Origin of the sequence: Sphingomonas phoenicis (assembly GCF_047238005.1) — a bacterium.
Taxonomy (GTDB): domain Bacteria; phylum Pseudomonadota; class Alphaproteobacteria; order Sphingomonadales; family Sphingomonadaceae; genus Sphingomonas.
Window position 1 is genome coordinate 2,836,104 of the sequence record NZ_JBDFMC010000002.1, and the last position, 20,346, is coordinate 2,856,449.

At 67.6% G+C, this 20,346-nt stretch carries 16 protein-coding genes and 2 tRNA genes; 6 read left to right on the forward strand and 12 right to left on the reverse strand.

Annotated elements, in window-relative coordinates:
• Both ABC319_RS14580 and ABC319_RS14585 read right to left on the reverse strand, forming a co-directional pair.
• Nucleotides 1-975, reverse strand: a complete 975-nt coding sequence (locus ABC319_RS14580) for a phytoene/squalene synthase family protein (RefSeq protein WP_413070920.1) — start codon at nucleotides 973-975, stop codon at nucleotides 1-3.
• On the reverse strand, nucleotides 972-1,553 hold the full coding sequence (locus ABC319_RS14585) for an LOG family protein (protein ID WP_413070921.1): 582 nt from the start codon (nucleotides 1,551-1,553) through the stop codon (nucleotides 972-974). Before ABC319_RS14585 ends, ABC319_RS14580 begins: the two co-directional genes overlap by 4 nt.
• A 158-nt stretch (nucleotides 1,554-1,711) precedes the next feature.
• On the opposite strand from ABC319_RS14585, the gene ABC319_RS14590 reads away from it, so the two are divergent.
• On the forward strand, nucleotides 1,712-3,265 hold the full coding sequence (locus tag ABC319_RS14590; RefSeq protein ID WP_413070922.1) for a glycosyltransferase 87 family protein: 1,554 nt from the start codon (nucleotides 1,712-1,714) through the stop codon (nucleotides 3,263-3,265).
• A gap of 26 nt (nucleotides 3,266-3,291) precedes the next feature.
• On the opposite strand, the gene ABC319_RS14595 is transcribed toward ABC319_RS14590, so the two are convergent.
• The 3 genes from ABC319_RS14595 to ABC319_RS14605 all read right to left on the reverse strand — a co-directional run bounded on the left by ABC319_RS14595 (nucleotide 3,292) and on the right by ABC319_RS14605 (nucleotide 8,574).
• The gene (locus tag ABC319_RS14595) at nucleotides 3,292-4,767 is read right to left on the reverse strand and encodes a phytoene desaturase (protein ID WP_413070923.1); all 1,476 of its coding nucleotides are present in this window, start codon (nucleotides 4,765-4,767) and stop codon (nucleotides 3,292-3,294) included.
• A complete protein-coding gene (gene crtY, locus ABC319_RS14600) occupies nucleotides 4,764-5,927 on the reverse strand; it encodes a lycopene beta-cyclase CrtY (RefSeq protein ID WP_413070924.1) in 1,164 nt (387 codons plus the stop codon). The genes ABC319_RS14595 and crtY overlap by 4 nt, the downstream gene beginning before the upstream one ends.
• A gap of 148 nt (nucleotides 5,928-6,075) precedes the next feature.
• Nucleotides 6,076-8,574, reverse strand: coding sequence for a PhoX family protein (locus ABC319_RS14605; RefSeq protein ID WP_413070925.1), 2,499 nt, complete (start codon nucleotides 8,572-8,574; stop codon nucleotides 6,076-6,078).
• Nucleotides 8,575-8,812: 238 nt separating this feature from the next.
• Between ABC319_RS14605 and ABC319_RS14610 the strand changes: the two genes are divergently transcribed.
• The 3 genes from ABC319_RS14610 to ABC319_RS14620 all read left to right on the forward strand — a co-directional run bounded on the left by ABC319_RS14610 (nucleotide 8,813) and on the right by ABC319_RS14620 (nucleotide 12,486).
• Nucleotides 8,813-11,197: a TonB-dependent receptor gene (locus ABC319_RS14610; RefSeq protein ID WP_413070926.1), complete on the forward strand. Its 2,385-nt coding sequence runs from the start codon at nucleotides 8,813-8,815 to the stop codon at nucleotides 11,195-11,197.
• Between the two features lie 74 nt (nucleotides 11,198-11,271).
• Entirely contained in the window at nucleotides 11,272-12,027 is a 756-nt protein-coding gene (ppk2, locus tag ABC319_RS14615; protein WP_413070927.1) for a polyphosphate kinase 2, read from the forward strand.
• A 177-nt stretch (nucleotides 12,028-12,204) separates the two neighbouring features.
• Nucleotides 12,205-12,486 (forward strand): DUF7957 family protein, encoded by a 282-nt coding sequence (locus tag ABC319_RS14620; protein WP_413070928.1) that lies wholly within the window; start codon nucleotides 12,205-12,207, stop codon nucleotides 12,484-12,486.
• A gap of 493 nt (nucleotides 12,487-12,979) precedes the next feature.
• Here the strand turns inward: ABC319_RS14620 and ihfB are convergent, their stop codons facing one another.
• The 5 genes from ihfB to aroA all read right to left on the reverse strand — a co-directional run bounded on the left by ihfB (nucleotide 12,980) and on the right by aroA (nucleotide 18,329).
• Complete coding sequence (gene ihfB, locus ABC319_RS14625; RefSeq protein WP_413071708.1) at nucleotides 12,980-13,258, reverse strand: integration host factor subunit beta; 279 nt, start codon at nucleotides 13,256-13,258, stop codon at nucleotides 12,980-12,982.
• Between the two features lie 123 nt (nucleotides 13,259-13,381).
• Complete coding sequence (gene rpsA / locus ABC319_RS14630) at nucleotides 13,382-15,103, reverse strand: 30S ribosomal protein S1 (RefSeq protein ID WP_413070929.1); 1,722 nt, start codon at nucleotides 15,101-15,103, stop codon at nucleotides 13,382-13,384.
• A gap of 323 nt (nucleotides 15,104-15,426) precedes the next feature.
• Nucleotides 15,427-16,188: a PEPxxWA-CTERM sorting domain-containing protein gene (locus ABC319_RS14635; RefSeq protein WP_413070930.1), complete on the reverse strand. Its 762-nt coding sequence runs from the start codon at nucleotides 16,186-16,188 to the stop codon at nucleotides 15,427-15,429.
• 180 nt (nucleotides 16,189-16,368) lie between these two features.
• Entirely contained in the window at nucleotides 16,369-16,995 is a 627-nt protein-coding gene (gene cmk / locus ABC319_RS14640; protein WP_413070931.1) for a (d)CMP kinase, read from the reverse strand.
• A complete protein-coding gene (gene aroA / locus ABC319_RS14645; protein WP_413070932.1) occupies nucleotides 16,992-18,329 on the reverse strand; it encodes a 3-phosphoshikimate 1-carboxyvinyltransferase in 1,338 nt (445 codons plus the stop codon). Before aroA ends, cmk begins: the two co-directional genes overlap by 4 nt.
• Nucleotides 18,330-18,437: 108 nt before the next feature.
• Here aroA and ABC319_RS14650 point away from each other — a divergent pair, with 108 nt between their 5' ends.
• The gene (locus tag ABC319_RS14650; RefSeq protein ID WP_413070933.1) at nucleotides 18,438-18,761 is read left to right on the forward strand and encodes a TIGR02300 family protein; all 324 of its coding nucleotides are present in this window, start codon (nucleotides 18,438-18,440) and stop codon (nucleotides 18,759-18,761) included.
• 96 nt (nucleotides 18,762-18,857) lie between these two features.
• A tRNA-Ala gene (locus ABC319_RS14655) sits at nucleotides 18,858-18,933 on the forward strand.
• Between the two features lie 642 nt (nucleotides 18,934-19,575).
• Here ABC319_RS14655 and ABC319_RS14660 read toward each other — a convergent pair.
• Nucleotides 19,576-19,649 (reverse strand) — tRNA-Gly (locus ABC319_RS14660).
• A gap of 47 nt (nucleotides 19,650-19,696) precedes the next feature.
• Nucleotides 19,697-20,284 (reverse strand): NADPH-dependent FMN reductase, encoded by a 588-nt coding sequence (locus tag ABC319_RS14665; protein WP_413070934.1) that lies wholly within the window; start codon nucleotides 20,282-20,284, stop codon nucleotides 19,697-19,699.
• Nucleotides 20,285-20,346 lie beyond the last annotated feature (62 nt).

A 20,346-nucleotide genomic window follows, 5' to 3' on the forward strand; every position in this document is an offset into this window, starting at 1 on the left:
CTACATCGTGGCAGGTCCCGGTCCAGCCTGACGCGGCCGGGTCCAAAGGGTCGGGTCGCGGGGTGCGGGCGGGTATAGCCGGGCGCGGGCGCGTGCCTCGCCGGCGGCGCGGGTGATGAAGGCGATCTTCTGCCATTTGCTGGTGGTGACGCGGCTGTCCCAGGCGCGTTCGCCGCGCGCCGCGACGGTCCGGCCGATCGTTCCATAGATGTGCGCCGCCGCCAGTACCGCCCAGGCCGCGCGGCCGGGCAGGGCGGGGGTACCCAGCCGGGCGCTCGCCTCGTAGCGCGCGGCCCGGTCGGTCAGGCGGCGGGCCAGCACCGCGACTTTGCCACGGTGCGCAGGGTCGAACAGCGTCCCCGGCGCGATCTCCAGCTCCGCCAGCCAGTCGGCGGGCAGGTAGCATCGGCCGGCGCGGTCGTCCTCGTCCAGGTCGCGCGCGATATTGGCCAGCTGGAAGGCGAGGCCCAGGTCGCAGGCCCGGTCGAGCGTCGCATCGTCGTCGGGCGATACCCCCATCACCACCGCCATCATGCAGCCGACGACGCCCGCGACATGATAGCAATATCGGTAAAGGTCGTCCTCGGTCTGCGGGCGCCACTCGTCTGCATCCAGCGCGAAGCCTGCGACCAGATCGCGCGGCCACGCCTGCGGCATCGCCGTCTCCGCCGCGACGATGCGCAGCGCGTCGAACGCCGGATCGCCGACGACCTGGCCGGCCAGCGCCGCCTCCGTCTTCGCCGACAGCTCTGCCAGCCGTTCGGGGGCGCCGGGCAACAGCGTCATGCCATGGCCATGGTCCTGCCCGTCGGCGATGTCGTCGCAGCGCCGGCACCAGGCATAGAGCAGCCACGCCCGCTCGCGCGTCGGCCGGTCGAACAGCGTGCTGGCGGCGGCGAAGCTCTTCGACCCCAGCGCGATCGACTCGCGGGCGGCGGCGACGATCGCCGCGCGGGGGGGTGGGGCGTCCGTCACAGGTCGGCGGCGGACATCCGCACGATCGGTTGGGTCGGGCGATGCGCGGCCATCCGGTCCAGCAGCGTGTCGAGGGTGTCGGCGACGATCAGCAGGTCGCGGTGCTGCGGCCTGAGGAAGCCTACCGTGCCCATCTTCTCCCAGAACGCGATCAGCTCGTCATAATAGCCGGCGACGTTCAGCAGCCCGACCGGGTCGGCATGATAGCCCAGCTGCGCCCAGCTCAGCGCCTCCCACAATTCGTCCATCGTGCCGGTGCCGCCGGGAATGGTGACGAAGCCATCGGCGAGATCGGTGAACGCCTGCTTGCGCTGGTGCATGCCGGCGACGACGTGGAGTTCGGTCAACCCGCGATGCGCGACCTCGGCATCGACCAGCGCCTGCGGGATCACGCCGATCACCTCGCCGCCCGCCGCCAGCGCACCGTCGGCGATCGCACCCATCAGGCCCAGTCGCCCGCCGCCATAGACCACGCCGATACCCCGTTCCGCCAGCGTCCGGCCGACGTCGCGGGCATGGTCGATATAGATGGGGTCGGCGGGCGTGGCGGAGCCGCAATAAATGGCGAGGCGCTTCATCCGGGCAGCGCTAGGCGATGGCGGGGATAGCGGCAAGCGTCTGGCCGTGCGCGAAGCCGGTCGGATTGACGAACGATTGCTGTCAACATGGCCGGTTTGTCCGTACCGCGCGGGATGGGTGCAACATGATGGCAACATGAACCGGTCAGGGCACCACGATGAACGCTGATCCCATGGCGGTCGCGACGTCGATCGGCCGCGTATCGCGCGGTCGGGCAGGTCTCGCGCCGATCGATGTCCGCGGCGCGTGGCTGCCGCTGGCCGTGGCGGCGGTGATCCTGTGGTTCGTCGGCCGCGTGTTCGTCGCGCCGCTGGACCATGACGAATCGCAGTATGTCGCCACCGCGATGCTGGTGCATGGCGCCCTGCCGTACCGCGATTTCGTCTCGCTCCAGCCGCCGCTGCAGAGCTGGTTCTATGCGCCGCTCGGCATGCTGCCGGCGGGCTATATCTTTCCCGGCATGCGGCTGCTGACCGCGGCCCTGGCGATCGCGGCTCTCGCGATCCTCTATGCGGGCCAGCGGGCGGCGGCGATCGATCGCCGGGCGGCGGCGGCGACCACCCTGGCGATGGCGGCGTGTTCGTCGTTCCAGTTCTCGTCGTCGATCGTCCGCAACGACATGCTGCCGCTCGTGCTGCTCGTGGCGGCGACGTTCCCGGCGATGCGGATGGCCGATGCCCGCGGGCGGGACGGCGTATCGCCGGCGTTCGGCTGCGGCGTGTTGCTGGCGCTCGCGGCGGCGACCAAGCTGTCCTATGTGCCGATGATCGTGGCGGTCGGGCTGTGCCAGATCGCGCTCGCCCGGCGGATCGTCGACCGGCGGATCCTCGGCTATGGCGCGGGGCTCGCGATCGGGCTGGTGCCGCTGCTGGTCGCGGCGCGGGTCGCGCCCGGCAACTTCCACTGGGGCGTCTACACCTTCGCGCGCACCGCTCCCTATGACTGGTACGCGACGATCGGCCGGGCTGCGGAACTGGATACGACGGTCAAGCTGGCCATGCTGGCGCGCTACATGGCGACATCGCCGGTCGGGGTGGCGCTGGCGCTGGTCGCGATCGGCTGGTGGCGGTGTCGGGCGGGGCCGAACCGGCCGGCGCTGATGCTGATCGCGATGTGTGCCGCGGGGCTGGCCGGGGCCGCGATGCCGACGCCGGCGCATCGGCAATATCTGCTGCCGCTGCTGCCGCCGCTGTTCGTCCTCCTGGGTCTGATGCTGGCGCGGGGCCGTGCCGGCAGGGGAGCGTGGCTGGCACTGGCGATCACCGCTGCGCTGGGGCTGGTGCCGACCGCGACCGCGCTGGCCCGCCTGCCGGTCGCCGGATCGCCGCTGTTGACCGCGCAGGCGCAGTCCGCTGCCATGCGCTGGATCATCTCGTCGACGGGCACGACGGGCCCGGTCGCGACGCTGTCGCCGGACCGGGCGGTGGACAGCGGCCTGCCGCTCGATCCGCGCTTCGCCGCCGGGCCGTTCGTGTTCCGCAGCGGCGAGCTCCTGTCGCCGCGTCATGCCCGGCGGCTGAACGCGACGACGCCGGATACGCTGGCCCGCGACTTCGGCCGTCACCCGCCCGCCGCCGTCCTCGTCGGGTACGAACGGCAGGTCCGCCACGGCGACATCCAGGTCGATCGCCCATTGGAGGAATGGGCGGTGTCGCACGGCTATGCTGCCTATGCGCTGCCCGATCGGGTCGGGCGGCTATACGTTCGGTAGGGGGCGATCGACCGCCCCCCGTCGTCCTATCGCCCGTCCAGCATCAGCGCGGCGGTCGCCTTGGCGCTGCCGACGACGCCCGGGATGCCGGCACCCGGATGCGTGCCCGCGCCGACGAAGTACAGGTTGGGGATCGCGTCGTCGCGGTTGTGAACCCGGAAATAGGCGCTCTGCTGCAGCACCGGTTCCAGCGAGAAGGCGCTGCCCAGATGCGCCTTCAGGTCGGTGGCGAAATCGGACGGGGCATAGCTGAACTTCGTCACGATCCGCTCGTGGATGTCGGGGATCAGGCGGCGGCCCACCTCGTCCAGGATGCGGCGCTCCAGCACCGGCGCGATCTCGTTCCAGTCGACCGGGAACTTGCCCATATGGGGCACCGGCGCCAGCGCGTAGAAGGTCGAATGCCCCTCCGGCGCCATCGACGGATCGGTGACGGTCGGGTGGTGGAGGTAGAGCGAGAAATCCTCCGACAGCACGCCGTGGTCGTAGATGTCCTCCAGCAGGCCCTTATAGCGCGGGCCGAACAGGATCATGTGGTGCGGAATGCCCGGCCACGCGCCCTTGATCCCGAAATGCACCACGAACAGCGACGGCGAGTAGCGCTTGCGCTCCAGCCGGTTCTTCGTGCGCTGCGCCGATCGCGAGGTGCCCAGCAGGTCGCGATAGGTGTGCATGATGTCGCTGTTCGCGGCCACCATCTCAGCCTCGGCGCGCCAGCCGCTCTCGGTGACGACGCCGGTCGCCCGGTCGCCCAGCGTCTCGATCTGCGCGACCGGATCGCCCAGCCGCAGGCGTCCGCCCAGCCGCTCGAACTGCGCGACCAGCCCGGCGACCAGCCGGTTGGTGCCGCCCTTGGCGAACCACACGCCGCCGTCGCGCTCCAGCTTGTGGATCAGCGCATAGATCGCGCTGGTCGTCATCGGATTGCCGCCCACCAGCAGCGTGTGGAAGCTCAGCGCCTCGCGCAGCTTTTCCGATTTCACGAAGCTCGATACGATCGAATAGACCGATCGCCACGCCTGGTACTTGGCCAGCGCCGGCGCCGCCTTCACCATCGATGCGAAGTCGAGGAACGCGACATGGCCCAGCTTCTCGTACCCCTCGCGGAACACGCCGGCCGAATAGGTCAGGAAGCGCTGGTATCCCTCCCAGTCGCCGGGATGCAGCTTCTCGATCTCGGCGCGCAGCACCGTGTCGTCGTTGGTATAGTCGAAATTGGTCCCGTCGGGCCAGTTCAGCCGATAGAAGGGGCTGACCGGCACCAGCTCGACATCGTCGGCCATGTGCCGCCCGGTCAGTGCCCACAATTCTTCCAGACAGGCGGGATCGGTGATGACGGTGGGCCCGGCATCGAAGGTGAAGCCGTCGCGCTCCCAGTAATAGGCCCGCCCGCCGGGCTTGTCCCGCGCCTCGACGATGGTGGTGTCCACCCCCGCCGACTGCAGCCGGATCGCGAGCGCCAGCCCACCGAAGCCCGATCCGATGACGACCGCGCGCCTCATGCCGCGGCTCCGCCGGCCAGTGCGCGGACGGCGCGGGAAATGGGCACCGGCGGTTTGCCGACCAGCACGCGGGCCTTGTCGCTCATCGTCGATTCACCAGCATAGAAGCGGCCGATCAGGCCGGGAGAGAGGCGATAGAAGCGTTCGAGCACGCGGTAGCGTTCCTCCGGAAAAGCCGCACGGAATAACATCGTGTCCAGCATGCGATAGAAACCGCGCCCGCGCCACGCCTTCGCCGCCAGGTCGCGGGTCACGTCGTGGAGCGCGGCCCCGTCGAAGTCGCGCCGGGCGGCCAGCATCGCGGCGGTCCGCACCGCATCGGGCAGCGAATAGCCGGTGGTCGGGTGGAACAGCCCGGCGCGCATCCCCGCCTTCGCCACCGCCCCCGTTGAGCGCCAATAGGCGTCGAAGTCTCCGCCCAGCGCCACCGGCAGCACGCCGTGCTCCTCGCCCGCCGGCTGCTCCACGGTCCAGCCGCGCGCCGCGGCATAGTCGTGGATGCGATCGGCCAGCAGCGGCCGGTCCAGATCGGGCGTGTCGCTGTAATAGGTGTCCTCGACGAACATGCGCGTGCGCCCCAGCGGCAGGCAGTAGACGAAGCGATAGCCGTCGATCTGCGGCACCGTGGCGTCCATGATGACCGGATCGGTCATCCCGTGCGGCGCCGCCAGCCGCAACTCGCGCCCGACGAACTTCTGCCAGCCCAGCTCCAGCGTCGACAGGTCGCCCGGCCCGCGGGCGTCGATCACCCCGCGCGCCTCGATCCGCTCGCCATCGGCCAGCACCACCGTGGTCGCCGACACCTCTTTCACCGCGCGGCCCAGTACCAGCGCCTCCGCGGGCAGGGCGGCGCGGACCACCGCGTCCAGCCGCTCGCTCTCGATCGAGTGATAGGGCGCGGCGATCGTCCGCGCATGCCCCGGAAAGGCGACGCTGTGATTGGCCCATGCCTGCGTCACCAGCGGCGCCACGATCCAGCGGTCGCGCGCCGCGACATCGGCGCCGAAGAACGACCAGCGATGATTGCCGCCGATCACCGGCGCCGCATCGATCAGCCGGATCGTCATGCCGGGGTGCCGCGCCTGGATCGCCAGCGCCGCCAGCCCGCCGGCCAGCCCGGCACCGACGATCGCGAGGTCGCAAGGAGAGGGGCGGGCCATCGCCCCCTGCTAGGCCAAAGCGCTCGGCGGGGAAATGCCCTTCCGGTCGCCACGGTGATGCGGATCATCTTTGCCGCCCGCGCACGGCATGCGGAACACGACGACGCCCCCCGCCCGCAGGCGGGGGGCGCCGTCCCGTCCGTCGGTCCTACAGCCCCACCACGCCGCCGTCGTCGCGGGTGATGACGATCGTCGCCGACCGCGGCCGGGTCGTCGCCGGGGCGGCCGCGCCACCCTGGTTGGTCGGCCAGTTGCTGGTCGGGCTGCCCGCGCTCGACGCGCCTTCGCCCGGATGCTGGATGTTGACGAAGACCGAGCGGCCATCCGGCGTCGAGTGGATGCCGGTGATCTCGCACTGCTTCGGCCCCACCAGGAACCGGCGCAGCGTCGCGCCCGGCGCCTTGCCGATCCGCGTCGTCGTGGTGCCGGTCGCCCCGTTCAGCGTGCTGGTCACGGTGCGCGTGCCGCCGTCGCCGACCGTGCCGGGGATCGCCGCCAGCATCATGCAGTTGGTGACGTCGGTATAGGCGCCGTCGTCGGTCTGGATCCACATCACCGGGGTGACCTGGCCCGACGGGTTGCTCGGCAGGCCGAACCACAGGCCGTCGGGGGACGACAGGTCGTTGCTGGCGTCCAGCCCCGACAGGTTGATCGTCGCCGGATCCAGGTCCGATCCCGAACCGAAGGCATAGATGTCCCAGGTGAAGCCGGTCGCTTCCGACGTGTCGCCCGTCTCGCGCAGGCGGATGACATGGCCGTTGACGTTGCCCGTGCCCGGCCCGCGTCCGTCGACCTTGGGATCGGTATAGGCGCGCGGATTGGCCGGATCGACCGCGCGGGTGCCGGTCGGCGTGCGGGACGAGTTGTTGGTCAGCGTGCAGTACATCTCGCCCGTCGCCGGGTTCACCGCGGTCCATTCCGGCCGGTCCATCGGCGTCGCGCCCAGCGCGTCGGCGGCCAGACGGGTGTTGATCAGCACGTCCGCCTGGCTCTCGAACGCATAGGTGGCGTTCGCCGAGGTCAGCGGGCCCTGCCCGAACACCAGCGGCAGCCACTGGCCCGATCCGTCCGCATTGAAGCGCGCGACGTACAGCGTGCCGGCGTCCAGATACTTGTCGCCGATCGCCAGCCGGTCGGTCGCGGTCGCGTCCGCCGCGGCCCAGGCGGTGTTCGACACGAACTTGTAGATATACTCGTTCTGCGCGTCGTCACCCATGTAGAAGGCGGGCTTCACCCCCGCCACGGTGCGGCCGATCTGGCAGCCCTCGTGGTTCATCCGGCCAAGCGCCGTACGCTTGCGCGGGGTCGACTGCGGATTGAACGGATCGATCTCGACGATCCAGCCGAACTGGTTGGGCTCGTTGCGGAAGTCGCCGGTGCCGTCGGCCGCCGTGCCGGCGCGCAGCGTGGCGTTCCACCGTGAGAAGATCGTGCTGGTCGCATCCGCCGGCACCACCGACGTCCAGCGATAATTGCCCGCGCGACCCTGGCCGATGCCGTACCGCGCCAGCGCCACGTTCTGGCGCGCCAGCCCCGCGGCCGTGCGCGCCGCGACGTCGCCGGTATCGCGGCGGAAATAGCCGGCCCAGTTCTCCTCCGCGGTCAGATAGGTCTGCCACGGCATGGTGCCGTTCGCGCAGTTGTTGATCGTCCCGCGGCCCGCGGTGCCGTCGGCCGAGAAGGCGGTACGCAGCTGTGCGTTGCCGCGCACCGGCCCGCTGAAGCTCATCGGCGTGTTGGGCGTGATCCGCCGGTTGAAGGTGGAGGTGGGGACATAGGCCCAGGCGGTGCCGGTGCGGGACACCTCGACCACCGATACGCCGTGGCACTCGATCTCCTTGATCACCTCGGCTTCCGGACGGGGGGCGGTCGCGCCGCTCTCCAGCCCGGTCGGGCCGTTCGGGTGCAGGTAGATCTCGGTGATGTTCTCGTGGTTCATCGCCAGCAGGCCGCGCGTGCTGCTGGTCGCATCGGGTGCACCCGCGCCGGACAGTCCGAAATAGCTCATGCCGTCGTGATGGTCGCCGGCGCGCTGGGCGAAGTTCGTGTCGCTGCCGTTATTGGCATAGGCGGGGACGCTGGCGGCGATCGGATCGCCCAGCCGGTACAGCACGGTGACGCTGTAGCCGGTCGGCACCGCAACGGTGTCGGCCAGGCTCTTGGCGACCGCGGTGAAACCCAGCGCGGGGGCGCCGACCGTCACCGCGACTGTGGCGGACGCAGGCGCGCCGCCCTTCAGCGCGGTGAAGCGGAACGTCATCTCGGTGCCGGTCGCGACGGCGGGCGCGATGAAGGTCGCGGTGTTGGTCGCCGCACCCGACAGCGTCACGGTCGGGCCGGATACCTGCGCCCAGCCGGCCGAGTCGGCGGCCCCGGTGACGGTGCCGGTCAGGGTGACCGGGCGACCGGCGGTGGTGGCGGCGGAGGCGGTGGCGCTGACCGTCAGGTCGGCCGCCTCGCTCTCGTCGTCGCCGCACCCGGCCAGCAGCGCGCTGCCGAATACCGCCGTGCTCATCGCAGTCAGGCCGTTCATCAGCGTCTGGCGCCGCGAATAGCGGATCTGCACCAGATCGCCCAGGCTGGGCGCGGTGCTGGTGTTGGTGTCGATATCGCCATCGTCATAGGCGATCAGGTCGTTCGTATTCATGGACAATCCCCCGGTGGCGCGGCGCTGGCGCCGGCGTGGGGGCTATGTGGCCGCGCCGTGCGACGGCACGGTTGCAGTTCGACGACGATGACAAGTCGTTCACGTTACCGATCCGCGACAACGGCTTCCGGGCCGCAACCGAACCGTCGCGGAACCGTCAAGATCGTGACTTGCCGCGCCGCTAGCGGCCGGTGCGCAGGCGGATCCCGACATGGGGCCGTCCCAGGGGGAATCATCGATGAAGACCGTCTATCGCCGCGCGGCCCTGTCCGCCGGCGTCGCCCTGCTCGCGCTGGCGCCGGGCATCGCCGCCGCCGATCCGCTTGCGGCTGCCGCGCCGGCCGATGCTTCCGCCCCCGCCGACGACCAGGCGGCGTCCGCGCCCGAGGATATCGTCGTCACCGGCACCGTCACCCGCTCGGTGACGCAGATCACCGGCGCCGACATGCAGAAGGTGCTGCCCGGCATCAATCCGCTCCAGGCGCTCCAGACGCTGCCCGGCGTCACCTTCCTCACCGCCGATCCGTGGGGCAACAACGAACAGAACATCTCGCTGTTCGTCCACGGCTTCAACGCGCAGCAGCTGGGCTACACGCTCGACGGTGTGCCGCTGGGCGATCAGCAATACGGCAACTATAACGGCCTGTCGCCGCAGCGCGCGATCATCAGCGAGAACGTGTCGCGCGTGTCGCTGGCCTCCGGCGCCGGCGACCTCGCCACCGCGTCGACCAGCAACCTGGGCGGCACCATCTCCACCTATTCCAGCGATCCCCGCGACACCTTCGGGGTACAGCTGAACCAGACGCTGGGCAGCTACGACGCCAGCCGCCTGTACGTGCGCGTCGACAGCGGCGAATTCGGCAACGGCAATTCCGCCTATATCGCCGGCGTGCGGCACAAGGCGCGGGCATGGGATTTCGACGGTATCCAGGGCGGCTATCAGGCCAATGCGAAATTCGTCCATGACGACGCGATGGGGCGACTGACGCTGTATGGCGCCTTCTCGGACAAGATCGAGCCCAACGAGGACGCGACGGTCATCACCCCCGCCAACCGCGCCACCGCACCCTATACCCGGCCCTTCCTCTATCCGGATTTCGGCGCCGCGCTGAACTATCTGGCATCGGGCGCGTACCGCGCGGCGGGCTCGAACTATCGCAACTTCTACTCGGATGCGCAGCGCACCGACTATCTCGGCTATGCCAAGTATGAGTGGCGGGTCGACGAGCGTACCACGTTCGATAACACCGCCTATTTCCACCACGACGACGGCGTCGGCGTGGTGGCGGGGCCGATCGACGTGGCCGGTCTGCCGCGCCTGTTCTCCTTCTATTATCCGGGCCGCGACCTGACCCAGGTGTTCGGTGGATCGGGCTTCGCGACCCGGACGACCGAATACCGCATTGATCGCGGCGGCATCGTCTCGGCGCTGCGCCTCGCGCTCGGCGATCACCGGGTCGAATTCGGTGCGTGGTACGAACATAACAGCTCGTCCGCCTATCGACGCTGGTATCCGCTGCTGCGCAACGATCCGTCGACGCCGTACCAGCGCCCGCGCGACGATCTCGACCCGCTCATCACCCAGTATCACAGCGAGATCCGCGTCGACGTGCTGCAGGCGCACCTGCAGGACAGCTGGCACGTCACCCCCGCGCTGACCGTGCAGGCGGGTTTCAAGAGCACTTTCCAGAATGCGGAGCAGCGCGTGCCGGTGCAGCCGATTCCCGGATCGTTCACCGGATCGGTCGCGCTGCCGGTCGGCCGGCTCAACACGCATCGCTGGTTCCTGCCGCAGGCGGGCGCGCTGTGGGATGCGACCCCGACCGAACAGGTGTTCGTCAACGCGCAGAAGAACATTCGCCAGTTCCAGACCAGCGCCGCCGCCGGCCTGTCGCCCTTCGCGCTCGGCAGCCAGGGCGCGTTCGAGCTGTTCCGTGCCGATGTCGACCCGGAAACCAGCTGGACCTACGAGGCGGGGATCCGCACCCGCCGCACGCTGAACCTGGGTCCGGTCACCGCGATCGAGGGGCAGGTCAGCTACTACCATGTCGACTTCTCGAACCGCCTGCTCGGGATCAGCCCGAATGCGGCGATCAACGCGATCGTCTCGGGCGCGGCGCTGCTCCAGAATGTCGGCGGGGTGAAGACCGACGGCGTCGATCTGGCCGCGACGATCCGGTTCGGCTCGGCCTTCTCCTTCTACGACGCGCTGTCCTACAACAATTCGCGCTATCAGGACGATTACGTCACCGGCACCTCGACCATCGCGACCGCGGGCAAGCAGGTGCCCGGCAGCCCCAAATGGCTCAACAAGTTCGTCGCCTCCGCCAGCCATGGCCCGGTCGAGGCGCAGCTGGTCGGCGACTATATCGGCAAGCGCTATGCCACCTACACGAATGACTTGACGGTCAACGGATACTTGACGCTGGCCGGACGGGTCGCGGTGCGCGTTCCGCTCGCCGACGGGCAGGTCATCCGGACCGCGACGATCAGCCTGAATGTGACCAATATCACCGATAAAAAGGCCGCATCGTCGCTGTCGATCGGCGCCGCATCGGGCACCTTCAACCAGTTCCCGCTCGCCCCGCGCCAGGTGTTCGGTACGATAAGCGTAGGGTTCTGAATGGCTTGGGGAGGGTCGGTGCCGCCGGCCTTCCCCGTGCGTTGTGCCCTGTCGAACCTGATGGGAGCCGACAGATGGGCGACAAGCACGACGACGACCTGGCCGCCCTGCAACTCGCCCTGGTCAAGACCCAGGCCGCCGCCGCCGCTTCCGGCGAACGCATCGTCCTCGTCATGGAAGGCCGCGACGGCGCCGGCAAGGACGGCTCGATCAAGCGCATCGTCGAGCATCTTTCGGTCCGCTCCACCCGCGTCGTCGCCCTCCCGAAACCGTCCGATCGGGAGCGGACGCAATGGTATTTCCAGCGCTATATCAATCATCTGCCATCCGCCGGCGAACTCGTGATCTTCAACCGCTCCTGGTACAACCGCGCCGGGGTGGAGGTGGTGATGGGGTTCTCGACGCCGGCGGAGCAGGCCGAATTCCTCCGCGATGCCCCCGATTTCGAACGCATGCTGGTCGAAAGCGGCATCAAGCTCGTCAAGCTGTGGCTCGACATCTCGAAGGACGAGCAGAAGAAGCGGCTGGAGGCCCGCCGCACCGACCCGTTGAAAATGCTCAAGGTTTCCGACATGGACGCGGTCGCGCAGACCAAATGGGCGGATTACTCGGCCGCTCGCGACACGATGCTCACCCGCACCGATACGCCGCTCGCGCCCTGGTTCTGCGTCCGCGCCGATCACAAGAAGGCGGCCCGCAAGGCGATCATCCGCCACATCCTCCACGCCGTCGCGCCACCCGATATCGCCAGAGACGTCAGGCAGGCTGATCCGGAAATACTCTTCCCCTTCGATCTGCGCGCAACGGAGGACGGTAGACTGGCCCGCTGATCCTGCGCCCGCCAAACCTCCGACATCGAACGAGTGTCCCGAAACAGGTCATTGGGAACGCGGATAATTCCGGCAACCAGTGAACTGCCCGATCGTTGAGACGGGATGAACCGATAGCTACGGGGCGCACGCGACGCATCCGGGGATCGGTCGAGCAGGTGAGGACAAGCGCGGAACATGACGGCAGCGACGAACAGGCCGTACCGGACGGTAAAACTGGCAGACCAGGCGCGGGTCGTTCTGACTTTCTGGGCAACCGCAAAGGAAGACAAGCTTCAGAACATCATGTGCGTCGATCAGGACGGCGCCGTCAGATGGCGCGCTGCCCTGCCCAGTGCTGCCGCGACGCGCGACTGCTTCGTCTCGCTGAAGCAGGTCGGCGAGCGGCTGGTGGCGAAGACATGGAGCGGCTTGGTGGTCGAACTATGCCCAAGCACCGGTGCCCATGTAGCTGCCTGAGCCGGTCTATGTCGTTGGTTTGGTCAGGCGGACGCGACGGTGGTTCAAGCAGGTCGAGACGACTTCCGTTCTGATGTTGCCGTAGATCGCAGTAGCTAGACGCAACTGGGTACGATCCACGCGGCGCGAACTTGGAACTACTTTCTGGGAAAACCTGTCCCTCATTTGGGACCCAAGACGTGTGCGATACGCGTCGTCCCGATAGCTGTCGAACTGGACATTCACGTCTGCAGAAGGGAGCTGTTGGTGGAACGGATCACCTCAGCGATGTCGCACTATTCTCGCATGCCATTTTCGCCACATCACCGATTGCGATAGGGCTGGAACTGACCTATTCGGTTCGGATGCGTGCACGATCGGCGTGCTGAAGGCAAAAGCCACGGGGCGGCATAGTAGGGAACGCTCGGAGTTCACCTCTGGCCGGCGCCTGCCGCGGTGTGCGAGCAACCATCACTGCAAGGCGAGGATCGACCCTCCGCCCAAACGCCTTCGATCAGACGTTCAGCCGGGCGCGCATTTCCTTGCCCGGTTTGAAATAGGGGACGCGCTTGGCGTCGACATCGACCGATTGTCCCGTGCGCGGATTGCGACCGGTGCGGGCCTCACGACTGCGGGTCGAGAAGGCACCGAAGCCACGAATCTCTACCCGGCCACCTTTGGCGAGCCGATCGACGATCTCGTCGAAGAAGGTAGACACAATGGCCTCGACTTCACGCGGACTAAGCGCCGGGTGCTGGCTCGAGATCTGCTGTATCAGTTCTGATCGAATCACGACGGACACTCCCCGTGCCAATCACTGACCCAGAAGTTAATGCAAGTCAACTTGCAAAGGCAAAATCTATACTGGCATTGTAACGAAAAGGCCGGGGTTTTGTACCCCGGCCTTCCGTATCGCTTACTTCTTGGTCTGGTCGCCCTGCGCCTTCAGCGCGGCACCCAGGATGTCGCCCAGCGAGGCGCCCGAGTCGGACGAGCCGTACTGCGCAACGGCCTGCTTCTCCTCGGCAATCTGCATCGCCTTGATCGAGAAGGTGGGCTTCTTCGAACGATCGAAGCCGGTGACCATCGCGTCGAACTTCTGGCCGACCTGGAAACGCTCGGGACGCTGCTCGTCGCGGTCACGACCCAGGTCCGTGCGCTTGATGAAGCCGGTCGCGCCATCGTCGCCCTGCTGCACTTCGAGGCCCGCATCGCGGACTTCGAGGACGGTGACGGTGACGACCTGGCTCTTGCCCAGGCGATCGCCCGCTGCCGCCACGCCGCCGGCCACCGGCCCGCCGCGCTCCAGCTGCTTCATGCCCAGCGAGATGCGCTCCTTCTCGGCATCGATGTCGAGCACGACGGCCTGCACCATCTCACCCTTGCGATGCAGCGCCAGTGCGTCCTCGCCCGACACGCCCCAGGCGATGTCCGACATGTGGACCATGCCGTCGACGTCGTTGTCGAGACCGATGAACAGGCCGAACTCGGTGGCGTTCTTGACTTCGCCCTCGACGGTCGAGCCGACGGGATGCGCGGCCAGGAAGGCCTCCCACGGATTGGCCTGCGCCTGCTTCAGGCCCAGCGAGATGCGGCGCTTCTCCTGATCGACCTCGAGCACGACGACATCGACTTCCTGCGAGGTCGAGACGATCTTGCCCGGATGGACGTTCTTCTTGGTCCAGGACATCTCGGAGACGTGGACCAGGCCCTCGATGCCCGGCTCCAGCTCGACGAACGCACCATATTCGGTGATGTTCGTGACGCGGCCCGACAGCTTGGCGCCAACCGGATACTTCGCGCTCGCGCCGTCCCACGGATCCGACTCGAGCTGCTTCATGCCGAGCGAGATGCGCTGCGTGTCCTTGTTGATGCGGATGATCTGCACCTTCACCGTGTCGCCGATGTTGATCATCTCGGACGGGTGATTGACGCGCTTGTACGACAGGTCGGTGACGTGGAGCAAACCGTCGATGCCGCCCAGGTCGACGAACGCACCGTAATCGGTGATGTTCTTGACGACGCCGTCGATGATCTGGCCTTCATGCAGCGACTGGATCAGGCCCGAACGCTGCTCGGCGCGGGTCTCTTCCAGCACGGCGCGACGCGACACGACGATGTTGCCACGCTTGCGGTCCATCTTCAGGATCTGGAACGGCTGCGGGATGTCCATCAGCGGGGTGACGTCGCGGACCGGGCGGATATCGACCTGCGAACCCGGCAGGAACGCCACGGCGCCCGACAGGTCGACGGTGAAGCCGCCCTTGACGCGGCCGAAGATCGTGCCCTCGACCCGGGCCGACTTGGAGAATTCGAGTTCCAGCTTGTCCCAGGCGGCCTCGCGCCGGGCGCGGTCGCGGCTGAGCATCGCTTCGCCGTGCATGTTCTCGACGCGGTCGACATAGACCTCGACCTCGTCGCCGACCTTCAGTTCGGCCTTCTGGCCGGGGGCGGGGGCGAACTCGCGGAGCGGCACGCGGCCCTCCGACTTCAGGCCGACGTCGATGACGGCCATGTCGTTCTCGATCGCGGTCACGGTGCCGTGGACGACGCGACCCTCGAAGCTGTCGGCGCCGCCGAACATGTCATCGAGCATCGCCGCGAAATCGTCGCGGGTGGGCTGTACCTGGGTAGCCATAAAGAGCGTAGTTCCTCGGTCGTTGTTTCCGGCCAATCGGTTGGTTCCGATGGTCTTGGCCAAAACGCCGCCCCGACCCCATGCCGCGGCGGCATCCATCTTGCAGGCGTGCGGAGGGCAGGACGCAATGCTGTTGGGCTATGCGAAAAGGGCGCGTGAAGACATGCTTCCGCGCCTACCTCTGCGAGCGCCTGCCCGCCGGATGGCGTGGCTATAACGAAAAAGCCGGCGGACCGCAATCGCGCTCCACCGGACTATTCAAGCCGTTCGTCCAGGTTTGCCGGGGCAGCCGACATGACGCCCCGGCAATCGGATGATGATGATCAGGCGATCGCGGCACCCGTCTTGCGACGGCGATAGCGAGCTGCGGCGCCGACCATCGCAAACCCTGTCAGCATCATCGCCCACGTCGCGGGCTCGGGCACCGCGGTCACGGTGAGCCGCGACAGCTTGAACGCGTCGTTCAGACCGTCCGGGCCGTTGATCGATGCGCCGATCAGCCACACGTTGCTGCTGGTGCCGTTGACGTTGAAGTTCACCATGCTGCTGGTCGACGGCCCGTCGTTGCCGACGTTCTTGCTAATGGTGAAATATTCCGACAGATCCATCCCGCTGGTGCTATCCCAGGCAAGGCCGCCGAGCGGCAGATTGGTGTTCCACGCATAGGGGCTGGAGCCGGTAGCGGCGATGAACGCGTCATTATCCAGCGGCTTGCCGCCGTACGAGAACATGTTGAGCTGCGCAGACTGGAGCGTAACGCTGCGGTCGAACTGCAGCACCAGGAATTCCCAGCCGTTCACGTTGTCGATCTGGTGCGAGTTGGACGCGGTTTCGCCGGGAACGAGGGCACCGAGCCCGTCCGAGCCGAAATATCCTACTTCTGCCGCTGCGATCCGGTTGTCGCTGAGCTGACGGTTCCAGGCCGTCACGTGCACGTTCAGCTTCTCGTTACCAACGGTGCTGCCGATGGTGTAGTTGCGCGCATTGCCCGCGCCCGAACCAACCGCCGTGCCATTCGCTTCCGATTTCAGAACGAATTCGGCTGCCTGCGCAGGCAGTGCGGCGAGCGTCGCCGTTGCGGCCATAGCGAGTGGAAGAAACTTGTTCATATCGTGCCCCCGTCTGTCTGCGGTCCTAATCACAAGCATCGATTGCCGACGCAATTGTGAGTTTCGGGTCGGTTTTCCCATCTTGAAACGGCAGAGACTAAAGTGGCTGAATTAACGAAATGCCTTTCGCGACCGGAGGTCATCGCCATCGAGACGCTATTTGCGCGTGCGCTGCGCCTCTACGATCTCGATCGCGCGACGTACCGACGCCTCGATCGACAAGGAGCTGGTATCGAGCGGCGCGGCGTCGGCTGCCTGGACCAGCGGTGCGGCGGACCGTCCCTCATCGCGCGCGTCGCGCGCCCGGATATCGGCGAGCACCCTGTCGAAGCTGAGCGTGGATCCGGCGGTGTGCAGCTCGGCATGCCGCCTTCTGGCACGGATCTGGGAGGTCGCCTTCACGAACAGCTTGGCGTCCGCATCCGGCGCAATGACCGTTCCGATGTCGCGCCCGTCCAGAACCGCGCCGCCCGGTTGCGCGGCGAAGCGCCGCTGCCGCTGGAGCAGTGAGGCACGCACGAGCGGATGGGCCGACACGATCGAGGCAATCTGTCCGACCTCATCCGAGCGCAGCGCCGGATCGGCGAGGGTGCGGTCCTCGAAATCGCAGGCGGCCACCGCATCCGCCTCGATCGCGGGGTCGAGGCCGAGATGCATCACCGTTGCCGCAACGGCGCGGTACAGCAGCCCGGTGTCGAGGTGCGGCAATCCGTAATGCCGCGCCAGCGCGCGCGCGATCGTGCCCTTTCCGCTGGCGGCCGGGCCATCGACCGCGATGATCACTGCGCCTCTCCCGCCAGTTGATCGAGCGAGGTGAAGAAATCCGGGTAGCTGGTCGCGACCGGTGACGCATCGTCGATGGTGACGGGCGCGCGGGCGTGGAGACCGGCGACCGCCATGCTCATCGCAATACGGTGATCCAGTTTCGATGCGATGGTCGCGCCGCCGGCGATCGGGTCGCCACCGCTGCCGGTGACGGTCATGCCATCCTCATGTTCCTCGCATGCGACGCCGCACGCGCCGAGCGCCGCTGCCATCGCGGCGATCCGGTCAGATTCCTTCACGCGCAGCTCGTGTGCGCCACGCGCGACCGTCCGCCCTTCGGCGAAGGCGGCGGCGACGAACAGCACCGGATACTCGTCGATCATGCTCGGCGCCAACTCGGCCGGCACCTCGATCGCGCCCAGGGGTGCGTGGCGGACCCGCAAGTCCGCAACCCGCTCACCGCCGACCACGCGGGCATCCTGCTCGACGATGTCCGCCCCCATCAGTCGCAGCGCCGCGATCAGGCCGGTTCGCGTGGGGTTCAGGCCGACATTGGCGACCAGCACGTCCGATCCCGGAACCACCGAGGCGGCCACCAGCCAGAAGGCGGCCGACGAAGGATCGCCGGGTACCACGATGGACTGCGGCCGCAACTCGGCCTCGCCGTGAATACTGATGACGCGGCCAGCGAGGCCGGGCTCCACCGTCAGCACTGCGCCGAACCCGGCCAGCATCCGTTCCGAATGATCGCGCGTCGCCACCGGCTCGATGACCCGCGTGATACCCGGCGTGTTCAGGCCGGCGAGCAGGATGGCGGACTTCACCTGCGCCGAGGCGACCGGCAGGGCGTATTCGATCGGCACCGCCGGACAGAGCCCGCGCACCATCAGCGGCAGTCGGCCACCCGGCGACGCGGTGAAGTCCGCCCCCATGCGCGACAATGGGTCCATCACGCGCCCCATCGGGCGACCGGACAGCGAGGCATCGCCCGTGAAGGTGGCGGTGATCGGGTGGCTGCTGACCAATCCCATCAGCAACCGGGTCGACGTACCCGAATTGCCCATCTCGAGCGCCTGCGCCGGCTGGAGAAGGCCGCCGACACCGACGCCGTGCACGCGCCAGATGCCGTCGTCGCCGCGCTCGATCGTGGCGCCCATGGCCCGCATCGCGGCTGCGGTGGCGAGGACGTCTTCACCCTCCAGCAGGCCCTCGATCCGGCTTTCGCCGATCGCCAGTGCCGATAGCATCAGCGACCGGTGACTGATCGACTTGTCGCCGGGGACCGCGATCCGTCCGCGCAGCGGACCACGAGCGCCGACGGCCAGGGGACGGGGGGTGGCATGGTGGTTCATCGGGCCGGCGCTTTGACAGCCGGGTTGTCGTATGGCAAGGCGCCCCCACTTTCGGGGGAGGAGCTTGCTTCTCCTCGCGATTCCCAATTCCGAAAGGCACGAGACGGCATGATCAAGCCGGAATGGGGCACGAAGCGTACGTGCCCGAAATGCGCGACGCGTTTCTATGACCTCGAGAAGGACGAGCCGGTCACCTGCATCAACTGCGGTTATGCATGGGAGCCCGAGCCGATCCTGAAGTCGAAGCAGCCGCTGCCGTTCGAGGTGGCCAAGCCCGACCAGCAGAAGCCCGACCAGGATCTGGAGGGCGACGAAGAGGACATCGAGGCGATCACCGGCGAGGACGAAGAGCCCTCCGCCGATGACGAAGTCGATCTGGGCGGCGACGACGATCTGGGCGTGGAAGCGCCGACCAACGACGACGAGCACTGATCGTACGATTGATTTGACGACTTGCGGCAAGCGGCACGAAACGCCGCTTGCCAAGGTCGAGGCGGCCCGCTAGTGGAGCCGCCTTCCCGCGGGATTGGGGCCGTAGCTCAGCTGGGAGAGCGCTGCAATGGCATTGCAGAGGTCAGGGGTTCGATCCCCCTCGGCTCCACCATCCCCCTCCTCGCCAGGCATTTGCCGGCGAGTTTTTCGGCAAACATCGGCTAGCTCGCAGTGCTGCACCGAAGTCCGTCACGGCCTGTTGCGATAGAACGCAGCGGGTAGGTTTTCGGCTGCCTCCTGCCGGACCGGGTAGCCAGTTGACGGCGGGCATTCGCCATTATCAGCAGGTCGATGCGGTTGAACAAGGCATCGCTATCTGCGCGGCATCGCGTCGTGGGGGAGCGACAGTTTCCGGCAACTCGATGCGCGGCTCGCGCTGGTGTCTGGACAGTCTTGCCATGACGGCTTCGCCGCGCCGAAGGATACGTCAGCGGCCATCTAAATGGCGATCGCCGCGTCTCTGAAGAGAGCAGGCTCTGCCGTCATCCTTCCGTCGGGGCGCAACTGAATAAGATTGGGACCGCTCCTTGTGGACGCAGAGCAGAGCGATGCCTGCCGTTGCGGCTACGGCCGTCAGGATCCAAGCCATCGGACCGGCATCACAGGGAAGCCTGCAGAATGGCAAACCCAACCGGTGTAACGATACGAGCACACTCCGGACGCGATCCAGCCTCTACAGCACGGCGGCCTTCGACACAGAAATACTGTGCGGTCGACGCCGGAACGACGGACTGGCGGGGGTTCAGCGCGTATGTGGAGCGGGTGAAGGGAATCGAACCCTCGTCGTAAGCTTGGGAAGCTTCTGCTCTGCCATTGAGCTACACCCGCGTCGGCTGGCCAAGTGCCACGGCGGCCCCGCCGTCGTCAACGATCAATCAGCCTCGTGGTGTCGGGCGGAGGAAGCCGGTCATCTGGTCGGCGATGATGCCGAGCTGGCGCAGGACCGCGGGATCGTTGCAGCCGCCCTCCGCATCGAAGCGGGTCGCCTGGCTGTTGATGGCCGCGGCGAACGGTGTCGGCCACCCGCGCAGTGCATGGGCGATCGAGCGGAGGGCCGCGATCGTGCTGCCCGTCGCCTGCCAGCCATAGGCGGTCGCGATCAGGCCGACGGGCATGCCCGAGAAATAGGGACGGGGGTCGCTCGCGGTTTCCTCGACCAGGTCGAGCGCGTTCTTGACCAGACCGGAGATCGAGCCGTGATAGCCGGGCGAGGCGATCACCACGCCGCTGGCGCGACGGATGGCGGCGACGAACTCCCGCTCCTCGGGCGTACGATCGGCGGCACCCGGGACGTAGAGCGGCAGCGTCGCCAGATAGCTGCCATCGAACATTCGCGTCGGAATGCCTGCCCCTTCGATCACCGACAGGATGTGCATCACCGCCCGCTCGGTCGAGGAGCCGGGCACTGTCGTGCCGCCGATCCCGACGACGAAGTCGCCGTCCGCTGTCTCCGCGCCCGCCATGTATCCGTCTCCATCCATCCCGGCCGTCGCGGCGCAGGGATTGCCTATCGCCCCGCAGCGCC